The sequence below is a fragment of the uncultured Oscillibacter sp. genome, from assembly GCF_910579365.1.
Taxonomy (GTDB): Bacteria; Bacillota; Clostridia; order Oscillospirales; family Oscillospiraceae; genus Oscillibacter.
In genome coordinates this window covers 1-22,445 of the sequence record NZ_CAJTUX010000015.1, presented here as the reverse complement: position 1 = coordinate 22,445, position 22,445 = coordinate 1, and the positions used below count along the sequence as shown (strand labels likewise).

Annotated in this window: 28 protein-coding genes; 18 read left to right on the top strand and 10 right to left on the bottom strand. The window is 55.2% G+C overall.

The annotated features are described in order from the left end of the window. Positions 1 to 2: 2 nt before the first annotated feature. The 7 genes from QZ329_RS05980 to QZ329_RS05945 all read right to left on the bottom strand — a co-directional run bounded on the left by QZ329_RS05980 (position 3) and on the right by QZ329_RS05945 (position 9,090). The gene (locus QZ329_RS05980; RefSeq protein WP_295749585.1) at positions 3 to 3,584 is read right to left on the bottom strand and encodes a helicase-related protein; all 3,582 of its coding nucleotides are present in this window, start codon (positions 3,582 to 3,584) and stop codon (positions 3 to 5) included. Positions 3,585 to 3,771: 187 nt separating this feature from the next. Beyond that, the gene (locus tag QZ329_RS05975) at positions 3,772 to 6,027 is read right to left on the bottom strand and encodes a leucine-rich repeat domain-containing protein (protein WP_295749582.1); all 2,256 of its coding nucleotides are present in this window, start codon (positions 6,025 to 6,027) and stop codon (positions 3,772 to 3,774) included. Between the two features lie 35 nt (positions 6,028 to 6,062). Next, positions 6,063 to 6,614, bottom strand: coding sequence for a hypothetical protein (locus QZ329_RS05970; protein WP_295749579.1), 552 nt, complete (start codon positions 6,612 to 6,614; stop codon positions 6,063 to 6,065). Positions 6,615 to 6,742: 128 nt separating this feature from the next. Further along, positions 6,743 to 6,886, bottom strand: a complete 144-nt coding sequence (locus QZ329_RS05965) for a hypothetical protein (RefSeq protein ID WP_295749576.1) — start codon at positions 6,884 to 6,886, stop codon at positions 6,743 to 6,745. Between the two features lie 399 nt (positions 6,887 to 7,285). Then, positions 7,286 to 7,798 carry a hypothetical protein gene (locus tag QZ329_RS15600; protein ID WP_365351524.1) on the bottom strand — a complete coding sequence of 171 codons (513 nt, stop codon included), beginning with the start codon at positions 7,796 to 7,798 and terminating at the stop codon, positions 7,286 to 7,288. After that, positions 7,711 to 8,016 carry a hypothetical protein gene (locus QZ329_RS05950; RefSeq protein ID WP_295749574.1) on the bottom strand — a complete coding sequence of 102 codons (306 nt, stop codon included), beginning with the start codon at positions 8,014 to 8,016 and terminating at the stop codon, positions 7,711 to 7,713. The genes QZ329_RS15600 and QZ329_RS05950 overlap by 88 nt, the downstream gene beginning before the upstream one ends. 57 nt (positions 8,017 to 8,073) lie before the next feature. Then, complete coding sequence (locus QZ329_RS05945; protein WP_295749571.1) at positions 8,074 to 9,090, bottom strand: DUF6076 domain-containing protein; 1,017 nt, start codon at positions 9,088 to 9,090, stop codon at positions 8,074 to 8,076. A gap of 426 nt (positions 9,091 to 9,516) precedes the next feature. On the opposite strand from QZ329_RS05945, the gene QZ329_RS05940 reads away from it, so the two are divergent. From QZ329_RS05940 to QZ329_RS05890, 11 genes are all read left to right on the top strand, one after another. Continuing rightward, complete coding sequence (locus tag QZ329_RS05940) at positions 9,517 to 9,729, top strand: helix-turn-helix domain-containing protein (RefSeq protein ID WP_295749660.1); 213 nt, start codon at positions 9,517 to 9,519, stop codon at positions 9,727 to 9,729. A gap of 322 nt (positions 9,730 to 10,051) precedes the next feature. Continuing rightward, positions 10,052 to 10,384: a hypothetical protein gene (locus QZ329_RS05935; protein WP_295749568.1), complete on the top strand. Its 333-nt coding sequence runs from the start codon at positions 10,052 to 10,054 to the stop codon at positions 10,382 to 10,384. Continuing rightward, positions 10,381 to 10,623 carry a hypothetical protein gene (locus QZ329_RS05930; protein ID WP_295749565.1) on the top strand — a complete coding sequence of 81 codons (243 nt, stop codon included), beginning with the start codon at positions 10,381 to 10,383 and terminating at the stop codon, positions 10,621 to 10,623. Before QZ329_RS05935 ends, QZ329_RS05930 begins: the two co-directional genes overlap by 4 nt. Positions 10,624 to 11,033: 410 nt before the next feature. After that, entirely contained in the window at positions 11,034 to 11,390 is a 357-nt protein-coding gene (locus QZ329_RS05925; protein WP_295749563.1) for a phage holin, LLH family, read from the top strand. Further along, the gene (locus QZ329_RS05920) at positions 11,387 to 12,019 is read left to right on the top strand and encodes a CHAP domain-containing protein (RefSeq protein ID WP_295749559.1); all 633 of its coding nucleotides are present in this window, start codon (positions 11,387 to 11,389) and stop codon (positions 12,017 to 12,019) included. Before QZ329_RS05925 ends, QZ329_RS05920 begins: the two co-directional genes overlap by 4 nt. Positions 12,020 to 12,044: 25 nt before the next feature. Then, the gene (locus QZ329_RS05915) at positions 12,045 to 12,257 is read left to right on the top strand and encodes a hypothetical protein (RefSeq protein ID WP_295749557.1); all 213 of its coding nucleotides are present in this window, start codon (positions 12,045 to 12,047) and stop codon (positions 12,255 to 12,257) included. Between the two features lie 128 nt (positions 12,258 to 12,385). Further along, positions 12,386 to 12,871 (top strand): hypothetical protein, encoded by a 486-nt coding sequence (locus tag QZ329_RS05910; protein WP_295749554.1) that lies wholly within the window; start codon positions 12,386 to 12,388, stop codon positions 12,869 to 12,871. After that, positions 12,868 to 13,101 (top strand): hypothetical protein, encoded by a 234-nt coding sequence (locus QZ329_RS05905; RefSeq protein ID WP_295749550.1) that lies wholly within the window; start codon positions 12,868 to 12,870, stop codon positions 13,099 to 13,101. Before QZ329_RS05910 ends, QZ329_RS05905 begins: the two co-directional genes overlap by 4 nt. A gap of 139 nt (positions 13,102 to 13,240) precedes the next feature. Then, positions 13,241 to 14,080: a hypothetical protein gene (locus QZ329_RS05900; protein WP_295749548.1), complete on the top strand. Its 840-nt coding sequence runs from the start codon at positions 13,241 to 13,243 to the stop codon at positions 14,078 to 14,080. A gap of 77 nt (positions 14,081 to 14,157) precedes the next feature. Next, a complete protein-coding gene (locus QZ329_RS05895; protein ID WP_295749546.1) occupies positions 14,158 to 14,562 on the top strand; it encodes a hypothetical protein in 405 nt (134 codons plus the stop codon). 13 nt (positions 14,563 to 14,575) lie between these two features. Beyond that, positions 14,576 to 15,355: a hypothetical protein gene (locus tag QZ329_RS05890; RefSeq protein WP_295749543.1), complete on the top strand. Its 780-nt coding sequence runs from the start codon at positions 14,576 to 14,578 to the stop codon at positions 15,353 to 15,355. Between the two features lie 85 nt (positions 15,356 to 15,440). Here QZ329_RS05890 and QZ329_RS05885 read toward each other — a convergent pair whose 3' ends face one another. From QZ329_RS05885 to lexA, 3 genes are read right to left on the bottom strand one after another with little or no spacing between them, the layout of a single operon-like run. Continuing rightward, entirely contained in the window at positions 15,441 to 17,033 is a 1,593-nt protein-coding gene (locus QZ329_RS05885) for a recombinase family protein (protein ID WP_295749540.1), read from the bottom strand. A gap of 4 nt (positions 17,034 to 17,037) precedes the next feature. Then, positions 17,038 to 17,802 carry an HNH endonuclease gene (locus QZ329_RS05880; protein WP_295749537.1) on the bottom strand — a complete coding sequence of 255 codons (765 nt, stop codon included), beginning with the start codon at positions 17,800 to 17,802 and terminating at the stop codon, positions 17,038 to 17,040. Next, on the bottom strand, positions 17,802 to 18,425 hold the full coding sequence (lexA, locus tag QZ329_RS05875) for a transcriptional repressor LexA (RefSeq protein ID WP_295749534.1): 624 nt from the start codon (positions 18,423 to 18,425) through the stop codon (positions 17,802 to 17,804). Before lexA ends, QZ329_RS05880 begins: the two co-directional genes overlap by 1 nt. Before the next feature lie 195 nt (positions 18,426 to 18,620). Here lexA and QZ329_RS05870 point away from each other — a divergent pair, with 195 nt between their 5' ends. The 7 genes from QZ329_RS05870 to QZ329_RS05840 all read left to right on the top strand — a co-directional run. Then, complete coding sequence (locus QZ329_RS05870; protein ID WP_295749532.1) at positions 18,621 to 18,836, top strand: helix-turn-helix transcriptional regulator; 216 nt, start codon at positions 18,621 to 18,623, stop codon at positions 18,834 to 18,836. 160 nt (positions 18,837 to 18,996) lie between these two features. Continuing rightward, the gene (locus QZ329_RS05865; protein WP_295749529.1) at positions 18,997 to 19,356 is read left to right on the top strand and encodes a hypothetical protein; all 360 of its coding nucleotides are present in this window, start codon (positions 18,997 to 18,999) and stop codon (positions 19,354 to 19,356) included. A gap of 16 nt (positions 19,357 to 19,372) precedes the next feature. Beyond that, positions 19,373 to 19,834 (top strand): hypothetical protein, encoded by a 462-nt coding sequence (locus tag QZ329_RS05860; RefSeq protein ID WP_295749526.1) that lies wholly within the window; start codon positions 19,373 to 19,375, stop codon positions 19,832 to 19,834. Next, positions 19,827 to 20,993: a DUF2800 domain-containing protein gene (locus QZ329_RS05855; protein ID WP_295749523.1), complete on the top strand. Its 1,167-nt coding sequence runs from the start codon at positions 19,827 to 19,829 to the stop codon at positions 20,991 to 20,993. Before QZ329_RS05860 ends, QZ329_RS05855 begins: the two co-directional genes overlap by 8 nt. 2 nt (positions 20,994 to 20,995) lie before the next feature. Beyond that, positions 20,996 to 21,526: a 3D domain-containing protein gene (locus QZ329_RS05850; protein WP_295749521.1), complete on the top strand. Its 531-nt coding sequence runs from the start codon at positions 20,996 to 20,998 to the stop codon at positions 21,524 to 21,526. Between the two features lie 21 nt (positions 21,527 to 21,547). Then, positions 21,548 to 22,117: a DUF2815 family protein gene (locus QZ329_RS05845; protein ID WP_295749518.1), complete on the top strand. Its 570-nt coding sequence runs from the start codon at positions 21,548 to 21,550 to the stop codon at positions 22,115 to 22,117. Next, the coding region (locus QZ329_RS05840) for an NUMOD4 domain-containing protein (RefSeq protein WP_295749515.1) at positions 22,117 to 22,445 on the top strand (329 nt) is incomplete at its 3' end. The genes QZ329_RS05845 and QZ329_RS05840, both read left to right, overlap by 1 nt.

Here is a 22,445-nt window from a genome sequence, read left to right as displayed (position 1 = left end):
TATTACATCTCCTCTACAACAATGATGCCGTTCGCCAAGAGGGCAGTATGAATATCGGAACGTGTTTGATCCGCTTGAATACTTGCTGCTCTTTTGTCAAAATCAGCTTGAACTGTCTCCAATTCGCCCATTTTCATTCGCTTTATCTGGTCATCAAAAGCATCGCTAATTTGCTGCTCCAACGCTCTGACTCTGTTTCGATGCGTATTTTCAAGACTTTCGAGCCGAAACATGGCTGTGTTCGCCGCATCAGAAAGATACTTCTCCTTTGCGGCCTTCCACTCCTGCGCATGGAGCAATTCCAGGGCGTCCCAAGACGGGTCTTGCTCCACTTGACCCGTCAGTTCCACAGGGCTGCTCTCAAGGATGTCGGGCAGCTCACGTGAAATCGTGGCGTTCTCGCATATGGTCACAAGGCGGGAATAAGGATTGGAGCCGGTATATCTCCACGCATAGATGGAGAAGGGATAGACTCCGACAGGAAGCGTATCGGACCGATGCTTAATCTTCAGATATGAAGTATGTTCAGCCGTAAAGTACTTAGCCGCCTGCCTTGCGAACGGATGCAGCGCGGTAATGAACAGACTGTCTCGATTTTTGGATGCGGATTCAGCGTCAAACGTAATGGAAATTGTCGCCTTTTTGCCGCTTAAATAGTTTTCCCATGTCCGTCTTACCGCACTTCTAACTCCTTGCAGATTCCGCAGGTCTGCCAGAATGGCGGCCCTTGCGCCAGCGGATAGGCGCAAGGTTTTATTTGCGCTATCGCCCAGAATATACATTCCGGAGCCGATTTTCTCGTTGAGGTAGTTCGTAACAAGCAGCTGAATCGTTTGCTGCGTCAGCCACGGATTTTCCGCTCTGCGAATCTCCTGTGTGGTTGTAAATTCGGAAAGGTCAAACCCAAACAGTTCTTTTTCTTCCTCTTCCAGGCGGTTCATTTCCATGATTTTACGAACCTCGTTGTCGGCCATCTGTTCAAGTTTTTTCTTGCGCTCACTGTCGGAAAGCCCGGAGTCAAGGACAATCCTTTCGATTTGTGCGGCGATGCCTCCAAGGATTTCTTCGCACTCGCCAATGCTGTTCTCGAAAACACCGATACGCATCAAACAGCGTTCATAAATATCAGCATCTACCGTTCCTTTGGTAATGACATTATAGATGCTTACGGCTTCGCTTCTTTGGCCTCTGCGATCAATTCGGCCGATACGCTGCTCGATACGCATTGGATTCCAGGGCAGGTCGTAGTTGATCATGGTGTCGCAGAATTGATAGTCAAGGCCTTCTGAGCCGACCTCTGTAAACAGAAGAATATCAATAGCGTCCGGATTTTCTCTTTCCAGCTCAAAGCGGCGCTTCAGCTCGTAGCGCTGTTCATCCTTCACGCTTCCATCCACCTGCTCAACGCGCTGCCCTTTGGATTGAAGTTTCTTTTTGAGATAGGCCAACGTGTGCCGGAATGTGCTGAACAGCATGATTTTGTTGTTGCCGTCAGCTTGCTTCTGCTGAATGATCTCGTACACTTTTTCAATCTTCGGATCGCGATCCGGCAGGGCTTCTGCCAGCGAAAGCACATTCTTTGCCAAGCGAACCAGCGTCTCGGAACTATCGGAATCCAAGTCGTAATCTTCAAAATCAAGTTCCGGATCATCGTTCATGCTCTGAAAGCGATGCTCAATCATATCGCGAATATGGGGAGCAAGTCCAAAAATACAACTCGCCGCCTGCCGCCGAATCGTACTGATCATGAATGGAACAGCCCTTGCGCCATGCAGCGCCGCCAGTGAGCTGGCCTCAAACCGCAGCAATTCATCATGAAGCTGCCTCTGCTCAGGCGTAAATTCCGTTTCAATCGTTATGCTGCGTCTGACGCAAAAATCTTGAATATCACGTCTGCGGGTTCGGTTAATCATGGTGCTGAAGCTGTGCAATGACTCGACATCTGAAATTAAGCGAACACGATCCTCACGTGATATGTCCTCTCGCTCAAGCCGCGTCAGGATGTCGTCATACAGCGGGTTGCCTGCAATAACGCTGTCCCCCCACTGCGTTTTTCTGACCTGAAGCAGCTCTTGCGCCGCCCTGGTTTGCCAGCTCCCGTCCGCACTTCGGATTGTGCGAACGCACTTTGAAATGTATTCGTTGGGCTTGGACATCATATGGAATGTTTTCTGGTCTATGACAATATCCGGGCGCAATATATTAAGCAGCGTGAATAGATCATCATCGCCGGTCTGAAGCGGGGTCGCCGTTAGCATAACAACCGCGTCAGCATGATCGCAGAAAAATTTTGTACATTTATAGGCGAACGCCTTTTCCTTGTCCACACTGCCGTTTCGAATATGATGTGCCTCATCAACGATAACAAGATCAAAATGTGGAGCTGGTTCAAGGTCTGACAGGCCAAAATTTTTCGCTCTATTGGAACTTTCACCGCTGTATGCACGACCATCCAAAATAGAGTACGGAATAATCGCTTTATGATACCGCTGCGGCCATTCACCGTCACGATCTGTATCCGAGATTGCCTGCCGCAGGGTTGCCCCGTCCAGCGGAATAAAGTCCTCATCAAAGCGTTTCATTTCCAATTCCCACTTGCGTTCAGCCACAAGGGGGCGAGGGCAGATAATCAGGATTTTCTCCAACTCCTGCCGGGCGGCTAATTCTTTAATAATCAGTCCGGCTTCAATCGTTTTTCCGACGCCTACGCTGTCTGCAATCAAAATCCTTGGCTCATCGGCATGAATGATTTTGAGTGCGGGCCTGAATTGATAGGGAACAAAGTCAATGCGGGCAGAATTTAAGGAATACAAATTTTGCCCCGACGGATTGTTGATTTGATAAGCGGTCATCAAGTTGCGGAACCGGTTCACATCAATCCATTGATAATCCGCCGTTTCTACAACGGGAGCGATCTGTCCGGTATAGTAAGTGTGAATTGCGTTATCAATAAAAACACTGTACTTTGTTGTTCCGCCAAGCTCGGCAATGCCAACGACAAAGCCGCGCTTCTGGGGATCGCTGACAAGACAGACCATGGAGTTCTGCGTGATTGCGCTGCTCCCGGCGGGTAAGGCCGCTGTGGGTTTTGATAAATCCTCCGCTCTTTGCGGCGTAAAGGCAATGCTGCCTGGCTTCTCGATAAAGGCAGTCAATTCGCTGATCTTTGAGTATACCACATGCTCGCAGTTGACCTGCTGCGCAAATTTGAGGATGATTTTCAAATCGCGCAATATCGTATCCTTATCGGGGAGTTCCGCGCTGCAATGCGCCCAGTTGTTGCGGACGCTTATCATATTGCGGACGCACTCCCGTTCGCTCGTTGGTAAATACGCAACAGTACGCATATCGTACCAGGATTTATTTGCAATGCGAAGCAGGGCCGCCAGGTCGAAATCTGACAGCTTGGAGAAATTTCTATTTTCAGCAACCTCCCGCTGCGAATAACTGAGACTGGACAGAACACAATCCTCCCACCAGGAATCCGTCACTCTGGGTAAAATCTCGTCCAGCCAATTCGCAAGATAGCCAGCTGTGATATGTAACAAAGCATTGATATCGCTGACAATAGTTGTACGATCCATACTCTATCTCCCTACTGCCTATTTCGGCAATATTATATTCTATTTGCGAAATAATATCAATACCTGTCTCTCATTAAACGCGAAAACAGCATCTCCCGCCGCCTCCGGCAAAGCTGCCGCAAAGCGGAGGAAGCTACGTTGGCCAGACCATCCGCAAACACACCTTGCCTTGATGATGCCGGGACCTTCACAGCGGCTGAAATTTGATGTCGTTCTCCCTGGCGTACTGCTCCGCGTAGCTCCCGGCGGGGGCGTGGATGGTGAGGCCCTCTATGATAAGCATATCAATCTGAGGACCATGCGTGAAAGCGCTTCGATCGATTTTCTTGACGCTGGCCGGGATTGTCACATCGGTCAGATTAACGCAGTCATGGAAAGCTTCATATCCGATACTGGCGACACCCTCCGAGATGGCGACGTTTTGGAGCTTCTCGCAGCCGCCAAAGACGCCATAGTAGATTTCTTTAATACCCCCCGGGATCGTTACGCTCTGCAAGCTTTTACAGCCATAAAAAGCGGACATACCCAACCGAGTGACATTCTCTGGAATGGTAATGGACCGAAGGTTTTCGCATTTGGAAAAAGCACAGCTCCCGATTTTGACGACGCTGTCTGGAATCGTTACGCTTTGGATGCCGGCGCAGTCCTGAAAGGTGCTGTCTCCGATCTCCTCCAGGCCCTCCGGAAGGATCACGTCCTTTTCCTCCCCCAGATAGTTCAGCAGGCAGTGATTGATCACGACCAGCGCACCCAGACTCTGGCGCCACGGCGTGTCTTTAAAGGCGTCGCTGCCGATTTTTTTGATGCTCTCCGGTATGGTCACGCTTTGAAGCTTGCCGCATCCCCGGAAGGCACCGCCGCCAATTTCTGTGACGCTTTCCGGTATGGTCACGCTTTGAAGCTTGCCGCATCCCTGGAAGGCACGGCCGCCAATTTCCGTGACGCTTTCCGGTATGGTCACGCTTTGCAGGCTTTCACAGTACTCAAAAACCTGCCATCCGATTTCTTTGACGCGCTTCGGAATGGTCACGCTTTGGAGGTTTACGCAGTTTCGAAAGGCTTGGGGGCCGATCTCTGTGACGCTTTTCGGGATGGTCACCTCCCGCAGCATTCTGCAGTCCCCAAAGGCATTCTGCCCAATCTCGGTGACGCCTTCCGGGATAGTCAGACTTTCAATATTACACTCAGAAAAGGCTAGCTCGTCAATGGCCTTCACGCCCTTTTCGATGGTGACGCTGGTCAGGCTCGAACAGCGGAAAAAGCATTGGGACGGGATATATTTCAAGCTGCCCGGGATGGTCACGCTCTCCAGCCGCTCGCAGCCCGCAAAGGCGCACAGGCCCATTTCCCGCAGGCTCTTCGGGAGCGTCACGCTCTGGAGATTGGAGCACACGCTAAAAGCGTACTGGTCAATTGTCTTTACGCCCTCCGGGATGGTCACGCTTCGGATATTTTCATTGCCGCTGAAGGCGCCTTTGTTGATCCCCGTCACCGGGGACTTGCCGATGATCCGGGGGATCACCACATCGGCGTCCGGGCTTGTATAGTCTTTATACCTGGTGATGATGACACTGCCTTTTTCCCGTTTGAGGGTATACAGCTTTTCCGCCTCTGCCAGCGTCATCACGCCGGTGGCCTCAAATTCCTTCATGCTCTTCGCGGACTTCTCCGCGGCCTTCTTTTTTTGCTCCGCCTCCTTTACGGGGTCCGCCGGCCCCAGATAGCGGACCCGGTACTCCTGGATCAAAGCCTCTGTGTCCTTGCGGAAGTACGCCTTATACCCCATCAGGTCCTCTATGTCCTTCGGCTGAATCAGTTTGGCCGCGAAAAGGAGGTGGAGCAGCGCGCCATCCCCAATGGCGTCAATGTAAAGATTCTTTCTCTGGCTCTTGATGTAGCGGAGATAGCCCGCGTTGATTTCCCCGTCCGGCGCCGCGTTTTCCAGATACGCCCTGGCAAAGCCGCAGCAGGCTTTGAGCTTGTCATCCTTTTCAATGTCCGAAATAGGAAAATACGGTGCAATCAGCGCCATGCGCCGATGGCAGCCGCTGAAAGCTTTTTTTTCGATTTTCTTCACGGACCTCGGGGTGGTCACGCTTTGCAGGCTCCTGCAGTCGCAAAACGCGTATTTGCCGATCGCCTGCACGCTCTCCGGGATGGTCACGCTCTGCAATTTCGCGCAGCCGCGAAACAGAAAGCCGGAAATTTCTTTCACGCCCTCCGGAATGACCGCGCTTTGAAGCTCCGTACAGCCGTAAAAGGCCCTCTCGCCGATGGACGTTACGCCATCTGGGATCGTCACGCCGGTCAGGGCCGCGCAGCCTTTGAACGCACCGTCCCCGATTTTCTTCACGCCCGCCGGGATGATCACATCCCCGCCGGGACCGTTGTACTTGGTCAAAACACCCTTTGCAATGACAAAATCCTGCTTGCTTTCCACCATAAATCACTCCTTAAAATTTTTTCAGCCCAAAGCGGTTACTTCAAAAAATAGGCGGTATATTCCCGCTCCACTTTCTCGCCCCTGCGGTTGGCCACCATACGCCAAACCTTGCATGATTCAGCCCCAGGGATGTACTTCACCGCGTTGGCCACCTGCAGCGCCTCGTAGTCCGTGCCCAGCGCGGCGTTGATCTCCCGCACTGTCATGGGTTCCGTTCCCAGAACCTTCGCGATGGCCTGGACCCGCGCCTGCTTCTCCGCTGCCTGGAGCGGTTTTTTCTCCCGCTTTGCCCCGGTGGAAGGCCGGGTCACTGCCCCTGTCCCGCATAGGGTATAGACTGCGTACTCCTTTTCCCGCCGCAGCCCGTTCGCGCCCACAGTCATGCGAACCTCCCGCCCGGCGGACGCGCCGGAGATGCGCTGTATTGCGTTTGAGATCTGCAGAGGCGTATAGTCCGTCCCCAGAGCGGCGTTGATCTCAGCCGCAGTCATGGGGGCGGCGCTCAGTACACCGGCAATGTCCTTGGCCAGATCGCTATAATCGATTTGCGAAATCGGGGCAGCCGCAGTCTCTTTCCTGTTGTCCATATGGCAGTTCTCCTTTTCCTGGTTTTCCCTATATCTTTCATCAATAATTTTTTCGCTGCAATTCAGATTTCCTCATGCGTCCGCTGGCATGAGGGATTTTATTGTAAGTATAATACAGCATATCACCTTTATAAATCCCGTGCAAGCTCCTCCAGCTCCTCCGCCCCGGCGTTCCGAATCCGGTCCTCGTCCAGAAGCATCGCGCCCAGCCCGGAGAACGCCCCGGCGTACACCTCAGCCAGCAGCAGCTCACGCAGCTCTTCTTCGCTCATACACAGGCCCCTCTCTTCTTTACAGCGGCTGAAACTTGATGTTGTTCTCCCTGGCGTACCGCTCCGCACAACTGTCCGCCGGGGCACGGATGACGGTTTCCCCCCTGGGAACCGCCTTCAAACATACCTTGCATAATTTTTTTCCTCCTGTCGTTTTGCTGCCTGCTTACCGGCACAATAAGAATAAACTTATTTTATCACAAAAATTTTTTTGCGTAAATGCAACTGCCCATTTGGTTCGGAGCTCACATATGAACAGATAAATTACACAAACCACGCTGGGTATTTTTTACGCTGACCTCAAACGGGCTCCGAGCGCAGCCTTTGTCCCTTGGAAATTTTTGAGTTTGCGCTGCTTTACAACCTGCAAATAAGAGGCAAGCCCCAAACATTTCTGCATCAGCAATTCCCTGTACAGACAAAGGACAAGCACCCTCTTGCCACATCGGCCAATCGGTACACCCGCTCCACTGACGTGGGAGGCCTGTCCATCATCCGATAACGAGGGAAGAACCGGGACAGGTGCAGCGGGATATCCCGGTCCACCGACGCCAGCCAACGGGTCAAGCTCCTGATCTCCTCCTCGCTGTCATTCTCACCGGGAATCAGGAGGGTAGTCACCTCCACATGACACTGCTCCGCCGCCCGGTCACAGAGGGCCGGGTCCATGGTCAAAAAGTGTCGGAAGTCCCCCTCTGCCATAGCCTCGGTGATCTGCCGGTCGAACTCCGGCCCCTCCGGGGCGAAGCCGTAGGGGCCGTCGTCCCTCAGCTTGTGGGGCAGGTCGCCACTGGCGACGAACACTGCCCGACGGCCCAGGTTCTTCACAGCCCGAGCGATGCACTGTCCCAGCTGGTAGTGGTCCAGGGGAGAAAACCCGGATAGGCCGATGCGGAGGATGGGGCAGTCCACTCCGGCCTATCGCAAAAAGTACAGATGTGGAAGTAATCGGCGTACATCACCTGGTGGGGTGAGGTAATGATCAGCACTTCCGGTTTCCAGTCGGCCACCTGCTTTGCGGCAGTCCGGTATGCATCGATGGTAGACTGGACTTCCTGCTCCCGCCCGCGTCCTACTGTGGGAATAATCAGCGGCGGGTGAGGGACGATCACTGCGCCAAGAATAGACATATCGCTTCCTCCTTGTCCAAATAAGCTGCACCAGTGTCTCCAAAGATAGGGCCGCGCTCATTGGCGGTTCAGTTCCTCACGCAGCCGTTCCGCAATAGCGGCCTTCTCGTCCTCTGTTTTTGCTCGGTTATACTCTGACAGCGCCTCGTCCCGGAGCCGCTCGGACTCCATCTCCCATGTCAAAAAGTCCGGCTTGGTCATGGTGCCCTTTTTTGTGCGGGCAAAGTATTTTTTATATGCCCGCTGGTGGATAGCCCAGATCTCATTGTTGAGCACCTTGGCCCGGAAGCTTTTGCTGGAGCCCACCTCCCGGCAGGTCTTGCCCTCCTCGCTGTTGGGTGCGGGCTGGTCGCAGTAGTTGTAGCTGGCCCCCGGCGTTTGCAAAAACCACCTGCCGCAGTTGGCACATCGCTTGGGGACAAAACCTCGCTGCAGGCCTCGCATCAACTCCACATAGGCGAAATCTTCCAGCCGGTCGAAGTACAACTTCTCCACCAGCTCATGGTGCTCCTCGTTGATCTCTAACACGGCGTACTGAATGTTCACCTGGGGCGCGTCCACATCCGGCGACTTTCCCAAGCTCACACCGCTTACAAAAGCGTCCAAACAGTTTTCATAGATCTGCTGGGCCAGAGGAACCTTCCTCTGGCCCTTCTTTTTTTCAAAGGCCCTCCGCTGGAATGCTTCCGTTAAAAACCAGGAGTACCTCTCCCGGATGAAGCAGATGGCGCTGACCTGCTCCCGCATATAGGCAGCATCCTTTTCCCCACCATCGTTGAGCTGGCGCAGATCAGACAGGAACAGGCGAAAATAGGGAAGGGAAGACAGCCCCTTTATCGCATCCATAAATGCCTGCGGTGCTGTCTGGTCGTCCTTCTCCTCTATGGCCTGTTCCAAAACACAAAGCGTGTGCTCATACGGTGCGACATCGTAGTTCAGCAGCTCAGTCAAGACCTCGCCGTATGGATGGGGCGTTGGGTCATGCTCCACCCAGTAGGCATTCTGTCCGAACTGTACTTTCACGTGTGTGCGTGGTCGGTCTATGTCAAACAGGTCTTTTCCCAAAACGCCCATGGCTCTGCCTCCAATCGATAATGTAACTCACGAAATAGTGTATCTGCTTATATGATACAAAACCTATTGACGAATGTCAAGCGGGATGTTAAGGTGGAAACGCAGAATAGAGAATTTAATATAGAAGAACAAAATCAATTTTCGCGAGCTGTACCTCGACAACTGAATACCTACCACCGGAGTTCATACTCCCTGGGAGAAGCAGCGCCAGAACCTCCATAGACGGAGTGAGCGTGCCAACAGAGTGAAAACGCCGCAGTTCAAAGGGACCCCCACAAAGCTGTAGCTTTGTGGGGAAAGGAGGAGCAGCGCAATGAGTGAGCTTCCGCCGCAAGGCGGAAGCGAAGGATATGAAGCTTGCGACGACGAGGGGCAGGAAGGTGTACGGTGCGTGGCCAAAATCAAAAGCAGAAGAAAGGAAACAAGATGAAAGTATCTCAATTCAAAGACTACAGTGAGCTGCCGCTGTTTCTCAATGCGGAGTTGGTAGCAAAGGTACTTGGCGTGTCGCCCTCCAGCGGCTACGAACTGATGCACGAACCGGGCTTCCCGGTTCTGAAAATCGGAAACAGGATGGTCGTACCCAAGGAGAAGTTTATTCAGTGGGTGGAGCAGAACACGACCGGAGGTGGTAACTGATGATACGACGATCCACTCCCATCGGCTGGCCTCGCCGTGACCCAAGACACTACCGATTCGCTATACCCAACGCGGTGTGGGACTATCACCTCAGACCTGCTGAGTTCGTGATTTTTTCTTACCTCTGCTATCACCGTCCTTCTGGTACACTCACACCAGAAGTAATCGCAACAGGTGTCCACATGACGACAAGCACAGTGAAAAAGTATCTGGACAGTCTGATAGCTAAGAAACTCATGACTCTTACGCATGCCGACTGGCGGAATGCCCCGGTGAATTTGACCGTAAAGTACACCAAAACCACAGATTAGGAGGAATCCCCATGAACGAAAAATGCCAGAACAATCCGCGGGACTGCCCGCTGGGTCCCCGGGTGGAGGCGCTGGAGCGGGCCAATGAACAGCATGCAAGCACGCATCGGGAGGTCTTTGACCGGCTTCGGGAACTGGAGCGCCTGGAGGGAATCCAGGGGGAGCAATACAAGAACATTATGGAGAAGCTGGACAATCTCAAAGAAAGCCACGACGAATTGAACCGGAAGCTCCGGGAGCTGGAGTCCAAGCCGGGGAAACGGTGGGAGGGGTTGGTGGAAAAGTCTCTGTGGGCCGTGTGCGCCGCCGTAATCGCCTTCCTTCTTGGGAGGGTGGGGCTGTGAGCGGGAAACGGAGTAGGGGGCCAAAGACCTCCAACGTCATCCTGCTGGCCCTGGGTCTGTTCGCCTTTAGCTTCATCGTGGCCATGACCGCCATTTTCTGTGTCAAGGGCGCGGTTCCGGATACGCTGATCCAGTACACCCTGGGCGCGGGAGGCGTGGAGGCCCTGCTGCTGGCGGGGATTAAGATTTCGAAGGTGAGAGCCGGAAAAGGAGGCGAGGACGATGAAGAAGTTCCTTAGCTGAGGGCATAGGAAAGCCGCCCGGAAGGGCGGCGAGAATTGACAAAGCGTGACGGGGCATGGTATGATGAGCCCGGAAGGACGCTGTTACATAATAGGCGGCCAGCCCATTCCCTTGCGAAAGGGGGTGGTTCATTTCCCGGAGATTGCATCGAAGGGAGGTGACGCGGATGTGGAGAAGACGGTTGTACTTTGTGCTCCGGTTTCTGGTGTGTTTAGCTTTTTGGGCTTACATACTTACCATAAAAGCGTGTTGACCGTCCGGCAGGCACCCGAACGGTCAACTTTCTAAGCTGATCAGATAAGGGCTGACCGCCGTGTGGCAGCGCCCTTCTATATTCATTATACCAAACAAAGCCGCTTTGTCAAGTGCGACAGGGCGGCTTTGGGCCGCTCGGAAAGGAATCGTAATGGAAAATTTGTATGAAATCATCGGCAATCTTCTGGCGGCGTTCGCCGTGGGCCTTCTGGCCTATCTGGTCCCCAAAGCCCGAGCATGGATCCAGGCCAATACCGACGCCGCCACCCAGGAGAACATCCGGCGGCTGGTGCAGTCCTTCGCCCGGGCGGCGGAGCAGCTGTACCACGACCAGGACCCCTCCGGAGAGAAGCGGCAGCAGTTTGTCCAGGAGCAGCTGCGGGCCATGGGCGTGGTAGTCACTGAGGCCGTCATTAACATGATTGAGGGGGCCGTCTGGGAGATCAACACGGAAAACCGGAAAGCCCTGGTGAAGACCAGGGAGATTGTCTCCGGGGGCGCGGAATGACGGCGGAGAAGGTGCTGGCCGTCGCCCGGGGAGAACTGGGCAATACGGAGAGCCCCGCCGGCAGCAATCGGACCAAGTACGGCAAGTGGTTCGGCCTGGATGGTTACGCCTGGTGTATGATGTTCGTCATGTGGTGCTTCAGCCAGGTGGTAGCCCTCAAGCTCCTGCCCAAGCGGACGGCTTCCTGCGGCGATTTGATGCGGGCGGCGAAGGCGGCGGGCTGCTGGGTGACAAAGGATTACCGCCCCGGCGACGTGGTCATCTACGATTTCCCCGGCGGCGCGGCTACGGACCACACGGGAATTATTGAGAAAGTGACGCTCACCGGCGTGGTGGCGATCGAGGGCAACACCAGCGAGGCCGGCAGCCAGTCCAACGGCGGCATGGTCTGCCGGAAGACCCGGCCTTACAGTCAGATCGTGGGCGTTGTGCGCCCGAACTATCAAAAGGAGGACAAGCGTATGGACAATACCCCCAGCCCCGCCCACAAAGAGGGCGTTGATTGGGCCAAGAAAAACAGCATCCTCACCGGGGACAGCTCTGGAGACCTGAAGCTCAGCCAGCCTGTGACCCGGCAGCAGCTTTGCTCGATGCTGTACCGCTTCGCCAAGAAGACCGGCAAAATCTAAACAAGGAGGCTGCGAGTTCGCACCAATGCTCTTGCACAATCTAACGGAGGCAGAGTGCGAAAACTTCCGTCACGGCTGCAACTTCACGGACGATGAGAGAGCGGTTTTTGATTTGCGGGTGAAGGGAATGTCCCGGGTCAAGATCGCCGCGTCCCTGGCGATATCCATTGCCACGACAGACCGACGGCTTCGCGGCATCTATGAAAAGGTGAATAAGGTGAAGGAGTCGGGGCGTTAATCCCCGGCTCCTTTTTGCCGTGATAGTTTTTTGATAGGAAATTGATAGTTTTTTGATAGGAAATTGATAGTTTTTCCTCCGAAATTTGGTGTATGATGGAAAGCGAAAAAACGGAAGGAGCGAATTACATGGAACAATATCGTTTCGACCCCTACACCGGCCAGCCGCTTCCCCAGGCGCGACCTGCCAGCAGCCGCACATGGCTCAGCGGCGTCCCTCAGACCCCGCCCACACCTCCGCCTCAGCCTCCTGCCCGGCAGGAACAGCCCGGCGTGATTTTCCGCCAGGTGGCGTCCCTGGATGAGGCTAAAGCGGTGCCCACGGACTTTTCCGGCGCGCTGACCATCATGCCGGACTGGGCCCACGGCTATATCTACGCTAAGGCCCTGGGGGACGACGGCAGCCCCATCTTCCGCTCTTACCGCTATGAGCCGCCCCAGGCGACCACGGCGGCCCCTGTGCCCATACCGGAGGGGACCTATGCGCCCCTGGAGACGGTGGAGTGCCTACGGTGCGAGGTAGAAAAGCTGAGGCAGGAGCTGGATACCCTCCGGCCTCCGGTCAAAGAGGCGGCGGTTGCTGAAAAGCCCGCCGGGAAAGGAAATAAATCATGAACGATATGATTCAGAGCATCATTCAGATGGCCGCAGGTGGCGGAAACCCTATGAATCTGATTTCCCAGTTCCTTGGCGAACAGAATGGCCAGGACCCAAAGGCTGTCCAGGCCCGTCGGATGATTCAAGGGAAGTCCCCGGCAGAGCTGGAGCAGACAGCACGGAATCTGGCGCGGGAGGCTGGGACCACCCCGGATGAAATTCTCTCCGGCCTGGGTATCCACTTTTAAGTTTCTGAGACAGAAAATCAAATAAGAAGTCAAATCTTCACTTCTTTTCAGTTTGCGGTCTTGACCAAAACCGCTCCCATTCGGCATCGTCCGGGGAGCGTACGGCCCCAGCTTGCAATATTTGAAAAGGAGTTTTTTTATGGGCAACGAGCTTTTGACCGGCTTTCTTGCCGGCCAGTCCGACAACAACAGCGGAAACAACGGCGGCGGCTTCTTTGGCAATGAAGGCCTGTGGGCCGTCATCATCCTGGCGATTATCTTCGGCTGGGGCAACAACGGGAACGGCTTCGGAAGCCGAAACGGCGGCGGCAACGGAGGTGATAATGTGACAGTCGTTCCTTATCCCGCCCCCAGCTGCTACGGCGGCTATCCCACGGAGGCGGTACTCCAGAGGGCCCTTGATACCCAGACGATCATCAGCAAGCTGGACGGCAACACCCAGGGCCTGTGCGACGGCTTCTACGCCCAGAGCAACGCTATCAACGGCCTGGGGACTACCATCATGCAGACCGCTTCTCAGGCGGAGCTGGCCCGCTGCCAGCAGCAGGCCGCGCTGATGCAGCAGCTGTACAATCAGAGCTTCCAGAATCAGCAGTGCTGCTGCGAGACTCAGCGGCTGATTGAGCGGACCTCCTGCGACGCCGCTTACGCTGCAGCTACCAACGCTGCCAACATCATCCAGAACGCCCACAATGACACTGATCGGGTTCTGGCGAGGCTGGACGCGATTGAATCTTCCCGCAAGGATCAGAAAATCGCGGAACAGGCTGCGGAAATTCAGGCCTACCGGCAGAACGCCACGTTCAGCGCAATGCTGGACGCGAACACTGCGGAAATTCTGCGGCGTTCTGGACATGACTGCCCCTCTGCGGCCTATATTGTCCAGCCTCCCACCCCCGTGAACTTCCCCACCAACGGCTGCGGGCAGTTCAGCGGCTGGAATAACGGCTGTGACTGCGGCGGCAATCGCTGCTGCTGATTCTTTCCGGCTTTTGCCGTGACCATTTCGGGGCGGCGGGGATTCCTGCCGCCCCTGACTTTTTAGGAGGTTTTAAAATGGCTTGCAAAACGAGCTGTAAACTCTGCGACCGCCTGGTGATTTCCCAGGCCGTCACTTTTGCCGGCGGGAACGTGGTGGTGAATCTGCCCGCCGGAAGCTACCGCAACGGGTGCAAGTACTGCATTGTGATTGCCCAGGCAATTCCCGCGGCGGCCACCATTAACGCCCCGGTGGTCGTCACCATTGGGACCGGAACGGAGCAGTACCCCTTGACTAACCGCTGCTGCGCCCAGGTGACGGCGTGCGGCATCCGCACCCGGACCCGGTATTCCGCCGTGGTCTCCACCAGTGCCACGGGCGGCGCGTTCCGTCTGCTGGGCAAGACTTGCCCCTGCCCGGACAATTCCCTTGCCAGCATTGACGGCACGGCCCCTGCCGCACCGCCCGCGCCCACGACCTGAGAGGAGGGAAATCATGAACCGAATTGGAAGAATGATCCTCATGACCTCCGGCCGGGACAGAAGCCGCCAGGACTACGAACGCCGGGACTATCCCCGGTCCGAATACGGTGACGGCCCTGATTCCCGCTTCCGGGACCGCCGTGGCCGGGAGCACTACGACAACGGGCGCTTTGCGCCGCAAAATGACGACGGGTCGTGGGTAGAAAGTCGCTACTGGGACGACCGGGAGGCGTATCGAGGTCCGGAAAGCCGCTATCCCATGACCACGCCCTATGTCCCGCCTGTATATCAGGACTACGGCGGCGAGAGAGGAGGGCAGCACCCCATGAACAGGATTGGCTTCCGTATGTCCGGCGATATGGACCAGCTCCCCCCGGAGTTTGGCCGGGAGTACCGGACCGACGCTGGACACCGGGGGATGGATGAGATGGCCTACCGGGGCGGGGAGCGGATGAGTGGCCACGGCTCCGGCAGCGGCGGCCGGCCCTTTGATCGGGAGATGGCCCAAGAGTGGGTCCAGCGGATGAAAAACGCAGACGGCACCACCGGCCCGCACTGGACTATGGAGAAAACCGAGGAGGCCCGGGCGCAAAGGGGGATTAACTGCGATTCCCTGGAATTCTGGGTGGCGATGAATATGATCTACTCCGACTACGCCAAGGTAGCGGAGAAGGTCAACGCCAACAGCATGGACTTCTACGTCTACATGGCCAAGGCGTTCCTGGAGGACAAGGACGCCCGGAACCAGGGCGGGGAGAAGCTGGCCAGATATTACGAGTACGTGGTGAAATGAGAACGAGGAAGGGCGAAAGCCCTTCCTTTTTTTCGTGTGTAAATCCGTGTGCATTTTTAATCGAGAAAGTGCTACGAACTAAATATTAACCGCTACGGCTATGGCGATTTAAAAACCCAGAAGCATTGCGGCAGTAGATGAAAAAGCGGAAGCCTTGATACGCAAGGCTTCCGTGTTTGGTGGACCCAGAGAAGCGTTGGTCGAACCCCGCAGAAAGGGCCTCCTTCAGGAGCTCCACTGTGGATTGCTCGCGGGTCCGACCGTCGCGGCTCACATTGTAGTAGATCAGCAGCTTGTCGTCAAACAGGAAAACCTTATGGACAAAGCATTTGATGATCCTGCGCCTGTACTCGTCTGCGGATTCTCCCTCTTGCGGTTTGGAAAATTGCCAGAGTAAATACTCAATCTGCTCGGGGGTGATAACGACGTCGGTCGCCTTAGCGATCGTCAGCTCCGCCTCGATGGACTCCTGCTCTTGCTCAAGCTCTTGCAGGCGCGCGGGAAGCGTTTTCGTTACGACGCCGGACTCGATCGCCTTGAGGGTGTTCTTGATGGCCTTCTTGACCTCGGCCAGCTTGTTCTCATAAAAGAGGATGTCGCTATTGTCCTCGCGGTATTTCAGCTGCATTTCAAAGCACTTCTCGCTAATATGCCGAATGACGTCCGGCTGCAAGACTGCGGTGGCGGTCTTCTGGACGACCAGCTCCTCCAGCCACTCCCGGCGCACCGGCTTTTTGTGACACCCCTTTTTGGATCGAGAGTCGGGGCAATAGTAGTAGTACCATTTATTTCCGGTTTTGCCGGTTCCGCTCACCCCAGTCAACGGCTTTTGGCAGTGTCCGCAAAACGCTTTGCCGCTCAGCAGGTATTCAGCTTTCGGCGATTTAGGCCGCTTGCGAGTTCTCCGGCGTTCCATTTCTTGCTGAGCAAGCTGAAAAACGTCCTTCGAGATAATGGCAGGTATACCGTCCTCGATCACAATATCGTCATAGGTGTAGACCCCAATATAACGCTTGTTCTTGATGATCTTGTTGACACTGTTCTTGCCGAACGGCTTGCCCTGTGCAGTGCGAAAGCCGAGGTCATTCAAATAGTCGCAAATCTCCACTTGACTCCGGCCCTTAATATACATGTCGAAAACAATTTGGACGGCCTTCGCACCGTCTGGCTCGATCACGATGGACTTATCAGGCGCGGTCCGATACCCCAGCGAGTGCCCGGCTCCGGTGCTGTGACATTTGAGCGCACTCTCTCGCATACCTCGTTTGATCTTCTGGCTCAGTTCTGCCGAGTAGTATTCTGCAAGGCCCTCCATAAGACTTTCAAGGATGATTCCCTCTGGGCCGTCTGGAATGCTCGTGACTGCGTACTTAATCTCGACGCCGTTTTTCCGCAAGGCGTGCTTATAAACGGCGCTGTCATACCGATTACGGGCAAAGCGGTCGGTCTGGTACATGACGACGACCTCAAAGATTTTCTTGCCGCTGTCGTCGATCATTCTTTGAAATTCTCGGCGGTTGTCTGTCTTGCCCGATATTTTCCGGTCAATGTACGTGCCCACGATCCGCAGGTCGTTCTTTTCGGCGTACTCGGTACAAACCCGCAACTGGCCCTCGATCGACTGCTCGGTCTGGTTCGGACCTGCGCTATATCTGGCATAAATTACCGCATTCTTCATGGCGCTACCTCAAAAAGACGTATTCGTTATGGTACGCAAGCAAGTCCCTATTTGGCGCAAATCTCGCGGGGCGTTTGATCTTTGTGCCCTCGATCGAGTACAGCCATTCCTGAGTTCGCTCGTCTGTATAGACCTCTTTTACTTGGTCGGAAATAAGGATCGTGAGGTCTGGCAAGACGGTCATAAGACCTTGGTCAAAGGCTCGGTCGTAAAAAGCATTAAGCAGGAGACCGTTTGCGGGATTGGCTCGCTCGGTTTGAATGTCGCTGACGGCGTAAGGTTTGATATGGCTGGCGATCAGCATTTGCGGGATAGCCATGCCGGATATGCAGCACCGGCCTTCATACGCGGCAATGACAGACTTGCGGAAAAACCGCCTTGCCTGTTTATCGGATATTTCTGCGTAGGTCTTTCTGCGGCGCTTATCCGGGCCATTATAGATTGGCTCGGCAATGTCAAAGATGGGAAGTCCAAGCAGTTCCTCAGCGGTCGAGCTCAAACGCTGCCAGTCGCTTGAAAATTCGGCGTAAACCTCTCGATCTAAGTTCGCGACGCTGGTAAGTCCAGCGCGGCCGGTGGCTAAAAAGTCAGGGTCCAGCGCGGCAAGATTGCATATCCGCATTTTGAGCGACGCGAGCGACCGTTCCATAATAGCTGCGGCGTCCTTGATCGTCTGATTGCTGTTATTGACCTTTGAGAAAGGTATCACGCAATAAAGCGCGTATGCAATAATGACGTCCTCCCTGGTCCACGGTTTGCCCTTCCCCATTAGCGTACCTGGCCGAGGAATGAAACGGCCTTGCCGATGATCCTGATTGTCTCAAGCTCGGCGTCTTCGTACTGCATAACGGGAAACAAGGGATTTTCGGGGCGTAGCTCGATACGGTTCGGATATTTGTAGACTCGCTTGAGGGTAGCCTCTCCGTCGATCACCACCGCAGCAATTTCTCCGTTTTCCACGTCGGGTTGTTTGCGGATGAACACAAGATCACCATCGAAGATATGGGCGTTGACCATGCTGTCGCCGTGACAGCGAAGCGCGAAGTCGGCCTTGACCCTAATATCGAGCTCCGCATAGTCCTCTACATTTTCCTCGGCTAAAATCGGCGTACCGCAAGCGATATTTCCAATCACGGGCACAGGTCTGGTCTGCGGAAGAGGCTCCATATTTTTATAAAGAGTTCCGCTGTCCTCCACCCCATTCAAAAGGTATTCCAGAGTAGTGCCCAGGGCCGCAGCGACCTTCTGGACTTTATCAGTCCTTATGCTGGTAATACTTCCGCTCTCCCATTTGCGCACCGTGCTCTTAGCAACACCCGCCGCGCGGCCTATATCTTCAAGGGTCAAGCCTTTGTCCTTACGAAGTATATGAATACGATCGCCCATAGTCATGCGAATTACCTCCTTTTAGTGACCTGCTTAGGTCTTATGAGACAGCCTAACGTCATTATAACGCGAGTGGGTCAAAAAGGAAACGCTTTTTTCAGAAAAAATAAAAAAGTTTCGTTTAGGCTATTTACAAATCAAATGAGACGTGTTATGATTAAGTAGCCTTAAGGAAACATTTTAGGAGAAAGGAGGCCGCCTATGCTTAACGCGAAAGCCCTTCGGCACGCAATGATCGACGCGGACTGCTCGATGAAAGAGCTCGCTCAGGTCTGCAAGATCAGTCCGTCCGCGCTCAACCGGCGTATGCGTGGCAAGGTTCAGTTTACTCTCGGCGAAGTCATGAGCTGCGAGGAAAGACTGAATCTTTCGATGGACACCCGCAACAAGATTTTTTTTGCGCGGGAAGTTTCCTAAAGGAAACGAACAAGCGCCGGAATGGAAGGGGCAACGATTCAACAGAGCGAGGAGCTGGCGTGCTCCCTGATCCTCGACTTCGCGAAAACCTTCTACCAGGACCCCGTCAACCTTAAGGCCTTTCAGGCCTGGAAAAAATCTAAGGAGGAAGAAGTTGGTAATGAAAACCAGATTTGATTATCCCGACACTTGGCTGCCAGCTTGCGGAATAGCGGTCCCTATTCGCGCTATGGAAACAACGCACTTGCTTAATACCGCAAAAATGTTGGTTCAAAAACCGGATCGAGTATTGTCCATCTTGATTTCGGACATTGAGAGCACGGCCTTTTCGGAAGTTGTGTGGACCGCGTATAACCAGTGTGACCGTCGGCAGTCCTTACAAAATGTTACCAGTTTGTCCAGTGAGGAGCTGGTTTCTTATGTTAAAGGCACGCCGCTTTTCCAAGCTATGTTGGCAGAGCTTGGCGCGCGCGGCGTGAACATTGAGAACATCCTGCAAATGTGCGATGTTACAAATTAAAAGGAGGAAAAGAACAATGGCGCAAATCAAAATCGAGATCACCTATGACCCCAGCACCGAGACCCTGGAGCAGGTTGTCAGCTCGCTCGTTCCCAAGGCCGCAATCGACCCCGACGCTTTGGGCGAGGCGGTCACTCGGGAGGCCCTCGCCCGGCTGGGCAAGGCGCCGGGCAAGACCGAGACCGAGGGCCCTACGTTTGCCGGCACCGGCGAGACCTCTGCCCCTGCCAAGAACGAGGGCACGGCTGCGAGCGAGACTGCGGATGGCAAGCCCGGTGCGTTCCCTTCTGAGCCTGGGCCTGAGTCCAAGAAGGTCTCCAAGACCGACGTGCGGGCCGTCGCGACGGCCCTCTCTAAGGCCGGCAAGCGCGAGGAGCTGTCCGCTATCTTCGCCGAGTTCGGCGGCAAGAAGCTGTCCGACATCAAGGAGGAGGACTACCCAGCCCTGATGGAAAGGCTGATGGCTGCGAATGGCTGACCATGCGATCCTGTCTGCCAGCGGCGCCCATCGCTGGCTTGCCTGTACGCCGAGCGCCCGGTTTGAGCTGCAATTTCCCAAGTCCACGAGCGCTTATGCTGAGGAGGGTACGCTGGCCCACTCGGTCGCCGAGCTGACGACGCGCTTCTACCTCGGCGAGATCGACGAGAACACCTACGAGGACAAGCTGGCTGAGCTCAGCAAGAGCTCTTACTTCACTGATGAAATGCTGGAGCACGCTGAGTCCTACGCCAAGTTTATCATGGAACGTCTGACAGAGGCCAAGAAGGTCTGCGCCGATCCCGTGGTAATCCTGGAAAGCCGGCTGGACTTCTCCAAGTACGTGCCCGAAGGCTTCGGCACCGGCGACTGTCTGATTATCGCCGAGCCTGTACTGGACGTGATCGACTATAAGTATGGAAAGGGCCACCGCGTCGAGGCCGAAGGCAATCCGCAGATGAAGCTCTATGGCCTGGGGGCGCTCGCAGAGTACGAGCCGCTGTACGACATTCAGACGGTCCGAATGACGATCTTCCAGCCTCGCCTCTCCGGCGTTTGCGACTCTGCCGAGCTTTCGGTTAAGGAGCTCAAGTCCTGGGGGACCAAGACCGTCAAGCCGCGGGCAAAGCTCGCGGATAAGGGCGAAGGCGAGTTCGCGCCCAGCGAGGAGACCTGTCGCTTCTGCCGCGCCAGAGCGCAGTGTAAAGCAAGGACCGATAAGAACCTGGCGCTTTTCGACGAAAGTCCCGATCCGCTGACCATCACCGCCGAAGAAGCGGGCGCGATCCTGGCGAAGGCCGACGATATTGAGGGCTGGCTGAAGGACCTGAAGGAGCTCGTTTCTAAAGCCCTGACCGCCGGCGAGGAAGTGACCGGCTGGAAAATGGTTGAGGGCCGCAGCAATCGCAGGTTCACCGACGAGGATCAGGTCGTTGCGGCTATGAAGGCCGCAGGGTACGACGAGGCTCTTCTCTATGAGCGCAAGCTCATTACCCTCACGAAGATGGAGAAGGACTTTGGCAAGAAGGCAATCGCCGAGGTCTTAAAAGACCTGATCGTTAAGCCCCAGGGCGCGCCTACGCTTGCCCCTGAAAAAGACAAGCGACCGGCTTATCAGTTTGAGGAGCAGGTGCTCGCCGCGTTTGACGAGGGGGCGTAGTTATGGAGCAGGTCGCCGGCGTTTTCCGCGCGAGGTACAATCGTCAGGCCAGAGTGATTCGCATACAGTGGTTCGTGATCCTGGTTCTGCTTCTTGCCCTGGCCGTTTCCCTGATGTTCCGCCCGTTCGCTCCGAAAGAGATTGCTTCCCCTGCGCCGACGCCGGCGCTCCAGCAGGCGGTTCCTGTGCCGCAAGCGGAGACTGCTTCTCCCGAGCCGACGCCCTCGCTTATCTCCCTGGGAGAGTTCAAGCTGACAGCATATTGCGCTTGTGAAAAGTGCTGCGACAAAGCCCCAGGCGATCCTTACTATGGGATTACGGCCTATGGCTATCAGGTAACGGCCGGACGCACGATCGCGGTCGATCCTGACGTTATCCCTATTGGGTCCGAGGTCGTTATCAACGGCCATACCTATATCGCCGAAGACGTAGGCGGCGCGATCAAGGAAAACCGCATTGATATTTACTTCAATACGCACCAAGAGGCGTTGGAGTTCGGCGTCCAGTACGCCGAGGTATTCATCAATCAATAACTGAAAAAGGAGAATGTAAAAATGGCTGCTGCTACTCAGATTACTACCGGAAAGGTCCGTTTCAGCTACAACAACCTCTTCACTCCGCGCGCCGCTCAGGAGGGCGCCCAGGAGAAGTATAGCACGACGCTGCTGATCCCCAAGACCGACAAGGCCACCGTCAAGAAGATCAAGGCCGCTATGGAGGCCGCGAAGGCCGCCTACATGCAGAAGCACTCCGGGAAGAAGCTGCCTTCCAGCCTCAAGAGCACGCTGCACGACGGCGACGGTGAGCGCCCCAACGGCGGCGAGTTCGGCCCCGAGTGCAAGGGCTGCTACGTCATCACCGTCAGCTCCAACAACAAGCCCGTCCTGGTCTACGCCGATAAGACCCCGATCACCGAGCCCTCCGAGCTCTACTCCGGCTGCTACGGCCGCGCGATCATCAACTTCTACGTTTACGACACCAACGGCAACAAGGGTATCTCCGCGGGCCTCAATGGGATCATGAAGCTGGAGGACGGCGAGCCTCTGGCCGGTGGCGTGGTCACCGACTCCGACTGGGACGACGACTGGGAAGACGAAGACGGCGACGACGATCTCCTGGGCTGATGAAAATCGTCTGGCACACGATCCCGGAGTTTCCCGAGTATGAGATCAACCGCTTGGGGCAAATCCGGCGTAAAGACTCCGGGCGTGTGCTAAAGCCATTCGACGATCGGCGCGGTTATCTGCGAGTCAGCTTGAATGGCCGCAATGTGAAAGTGCATTTACTCGTCGCCAAAATGTTCGTGCCGAACCCGCACGGCTATCCTGTTGTGGACCATAAACGGGGCGATAAGCATGATAACCGCGCCAGCCAGCTCGAGTGGTGTACGATTGCGGAGAACACGCGCCGGGCGCACGCCCTCGGGCTATTCCCCCCCCCCCCCCCCCCCCC

Coding starts and splice junctions, on each gene's coding strand:
- QZ329_RS05980 (WP_295749585.1), bottom strand. CDS start 3,584: ATGGATCGTACAACTATTGTCAGCGATATCAATGCTTTGTTACATATC.
- QZ329_RS05975 (WP_295749582.1), bottom strand. CDS start 6,027: ATGGTGGAAAGCAAGCAGGATTTTGTCATTGCAAAGGGTGTTTTGACC.
- QZ329_RS05970 (WP_295749579.1), bottom strand. CDS start 6,614: ATGGACAACAGGAAAGAGACTGCGGCTGCCCCGATTTCGCAAATCGAT.
- QZ329_RS05965 (WP_295749576.1), bottom strand. CDS start 6,886: ATGAGCGAAGAAGAGCTGCGTGAGCTGCTGCTGGCTGAGGTGTACGCC.
- QZ329_RS05950 (WP_295749574.1), bottom strand. CDS start 8,016: ATGTCTATTCTTGGCGCAGTGATCGTCCCTCACCCGCCGCTGATTATT.
- QZ329_RS05945 (WP_295749571.1), bottom strand. CDS start 9,090: ATGGGCGTTTTGGGAAAAGACCTGTTTGACATAGACCGACCACGCACA.
- QZ329_RS05940 (WP_295749660.1), top strand. CDS start 9,517: ATGAAAGTATCTCAATTCAAAGACTACAGTGAGCTGCCGCTGTTTCTC.
- QZ329_RS05935 (WP_295749568.1), top strand. CDS start 10,052: ATGAACGAAAAATGCCAGAACAATCCGCGGGACTGCCCGCTGGGTCCC.
- QZ329_RS05925 (WP_295749563.1), top strand. CDS start 11,034: ATGGAAAATTTGTATGAAATCATCGGCAATCTTCTGGCGGCGTTCGCC.
- QZ329_RS05920 (WP_295749559.1), top strand. CDS start 11,387: ATGACGGCGGAGAAGGTGCTGGCCGTCGCCCGGGGAGAACTGGGCAAT.
- QZ329_RS05915 (WP_295749557.1), top strand. CDS start 12,045: ATGCTCTTGCACAATCTAACGGAGGCAGAGTGCGAAAACTTCCGTCAC.
- QZ329_RS05910 (WP_295749554.1), top strand. CDS start 12,386: ATGGAACAATATCGTTTCGACCCCTACACCGGCCAGCCGCTTCCCCAG.
- QZ329_RS05905 (WP_295749550.1), top strand. CDS start 12,868: ATGAACGATATGATTCAGAGCATCATTCAGATGGCCGCAGGTGGCGGA.
- QZ329_RS05900 (WP_295749548.1), top strand. CDS start 13,241: ATGGGCAACGAGCTTTTGACCGGCTTTCTTGCCGGCCAGTCCGACAAC.
- QZ329_RS05895 (WP_295749546.1), top strand. CDS start 14,158: ATGGCTTGCAAAACGAGCTGTAAACTCTGCGACCGCCTGGTGATTTCC.
- QZ329_RS05890 (WP_295749543.1), top strand. CDS start 14,576: ATGAACCGAATTGGAAGAATGATCCTCATGACCTCCGGCCGGGACAGA.
- QZ329_RS05885 (WP_295749540.1), bottom strand. CDS start 17,033: ATGAAGAATGCGGTAATTTATGCCAGATATAGCGCAGGTCCGAACCAG.
- QZ329_RS05880 (WP_295749537.1), bottom strand. CDS start 17,802: ATGGGGAAGGGCAAACCGTGGACCAGGGAGGACGTCATTATTGCATAC.
- lexA (WP_295749534.1), bottom strand. CDS start 18,425: ATGACTATGGGCGATCGTATTCATATACTTCGTAAGGACAAAGGCTTG.
- QZ329_RS05870 (WP_295749532.1), top strand. CDS start 18,621: ATGCTTAACGCGAAAGCCCTTCGGCACGCAATGATCGACGCGGACTGC.
- QZ329_RS05865 (WP_295749529.1), top strand. CDS start 18,997: ATGAAAACCAGATTTGATTATCCCGACACTTGGCTGCCAGCTTGCGGA.
- QZ329_RS05860 (WP_295749526.1), top strand. CDS start 19,373: ATGGCGCAAATCAAAATCGAGATCACCTATGACCCCAGCACCGAGACC.
- QZ329_RS05855 (WP_295749523.1), top strand. CDS start 19,827: ATGGCTGACCATGCGATCCTGTCTGCCAGCGGCGCCCATCGCTGGCTT.
- QZ329_RS05850 (WP_295749521.1), top strand. CDS start 20,996: ATGGAGCAGGTCGCCGGCGTTTTCCGCGCGAGGTACAATCGTCAGGCC.
- QZ329_RS05845 (WP_295749518.1), top strand. CDS start 21,548: ATGGCTGCTGCTACTCAGATTACTACCGGAAAGGTCCGTTTCAGCTAC.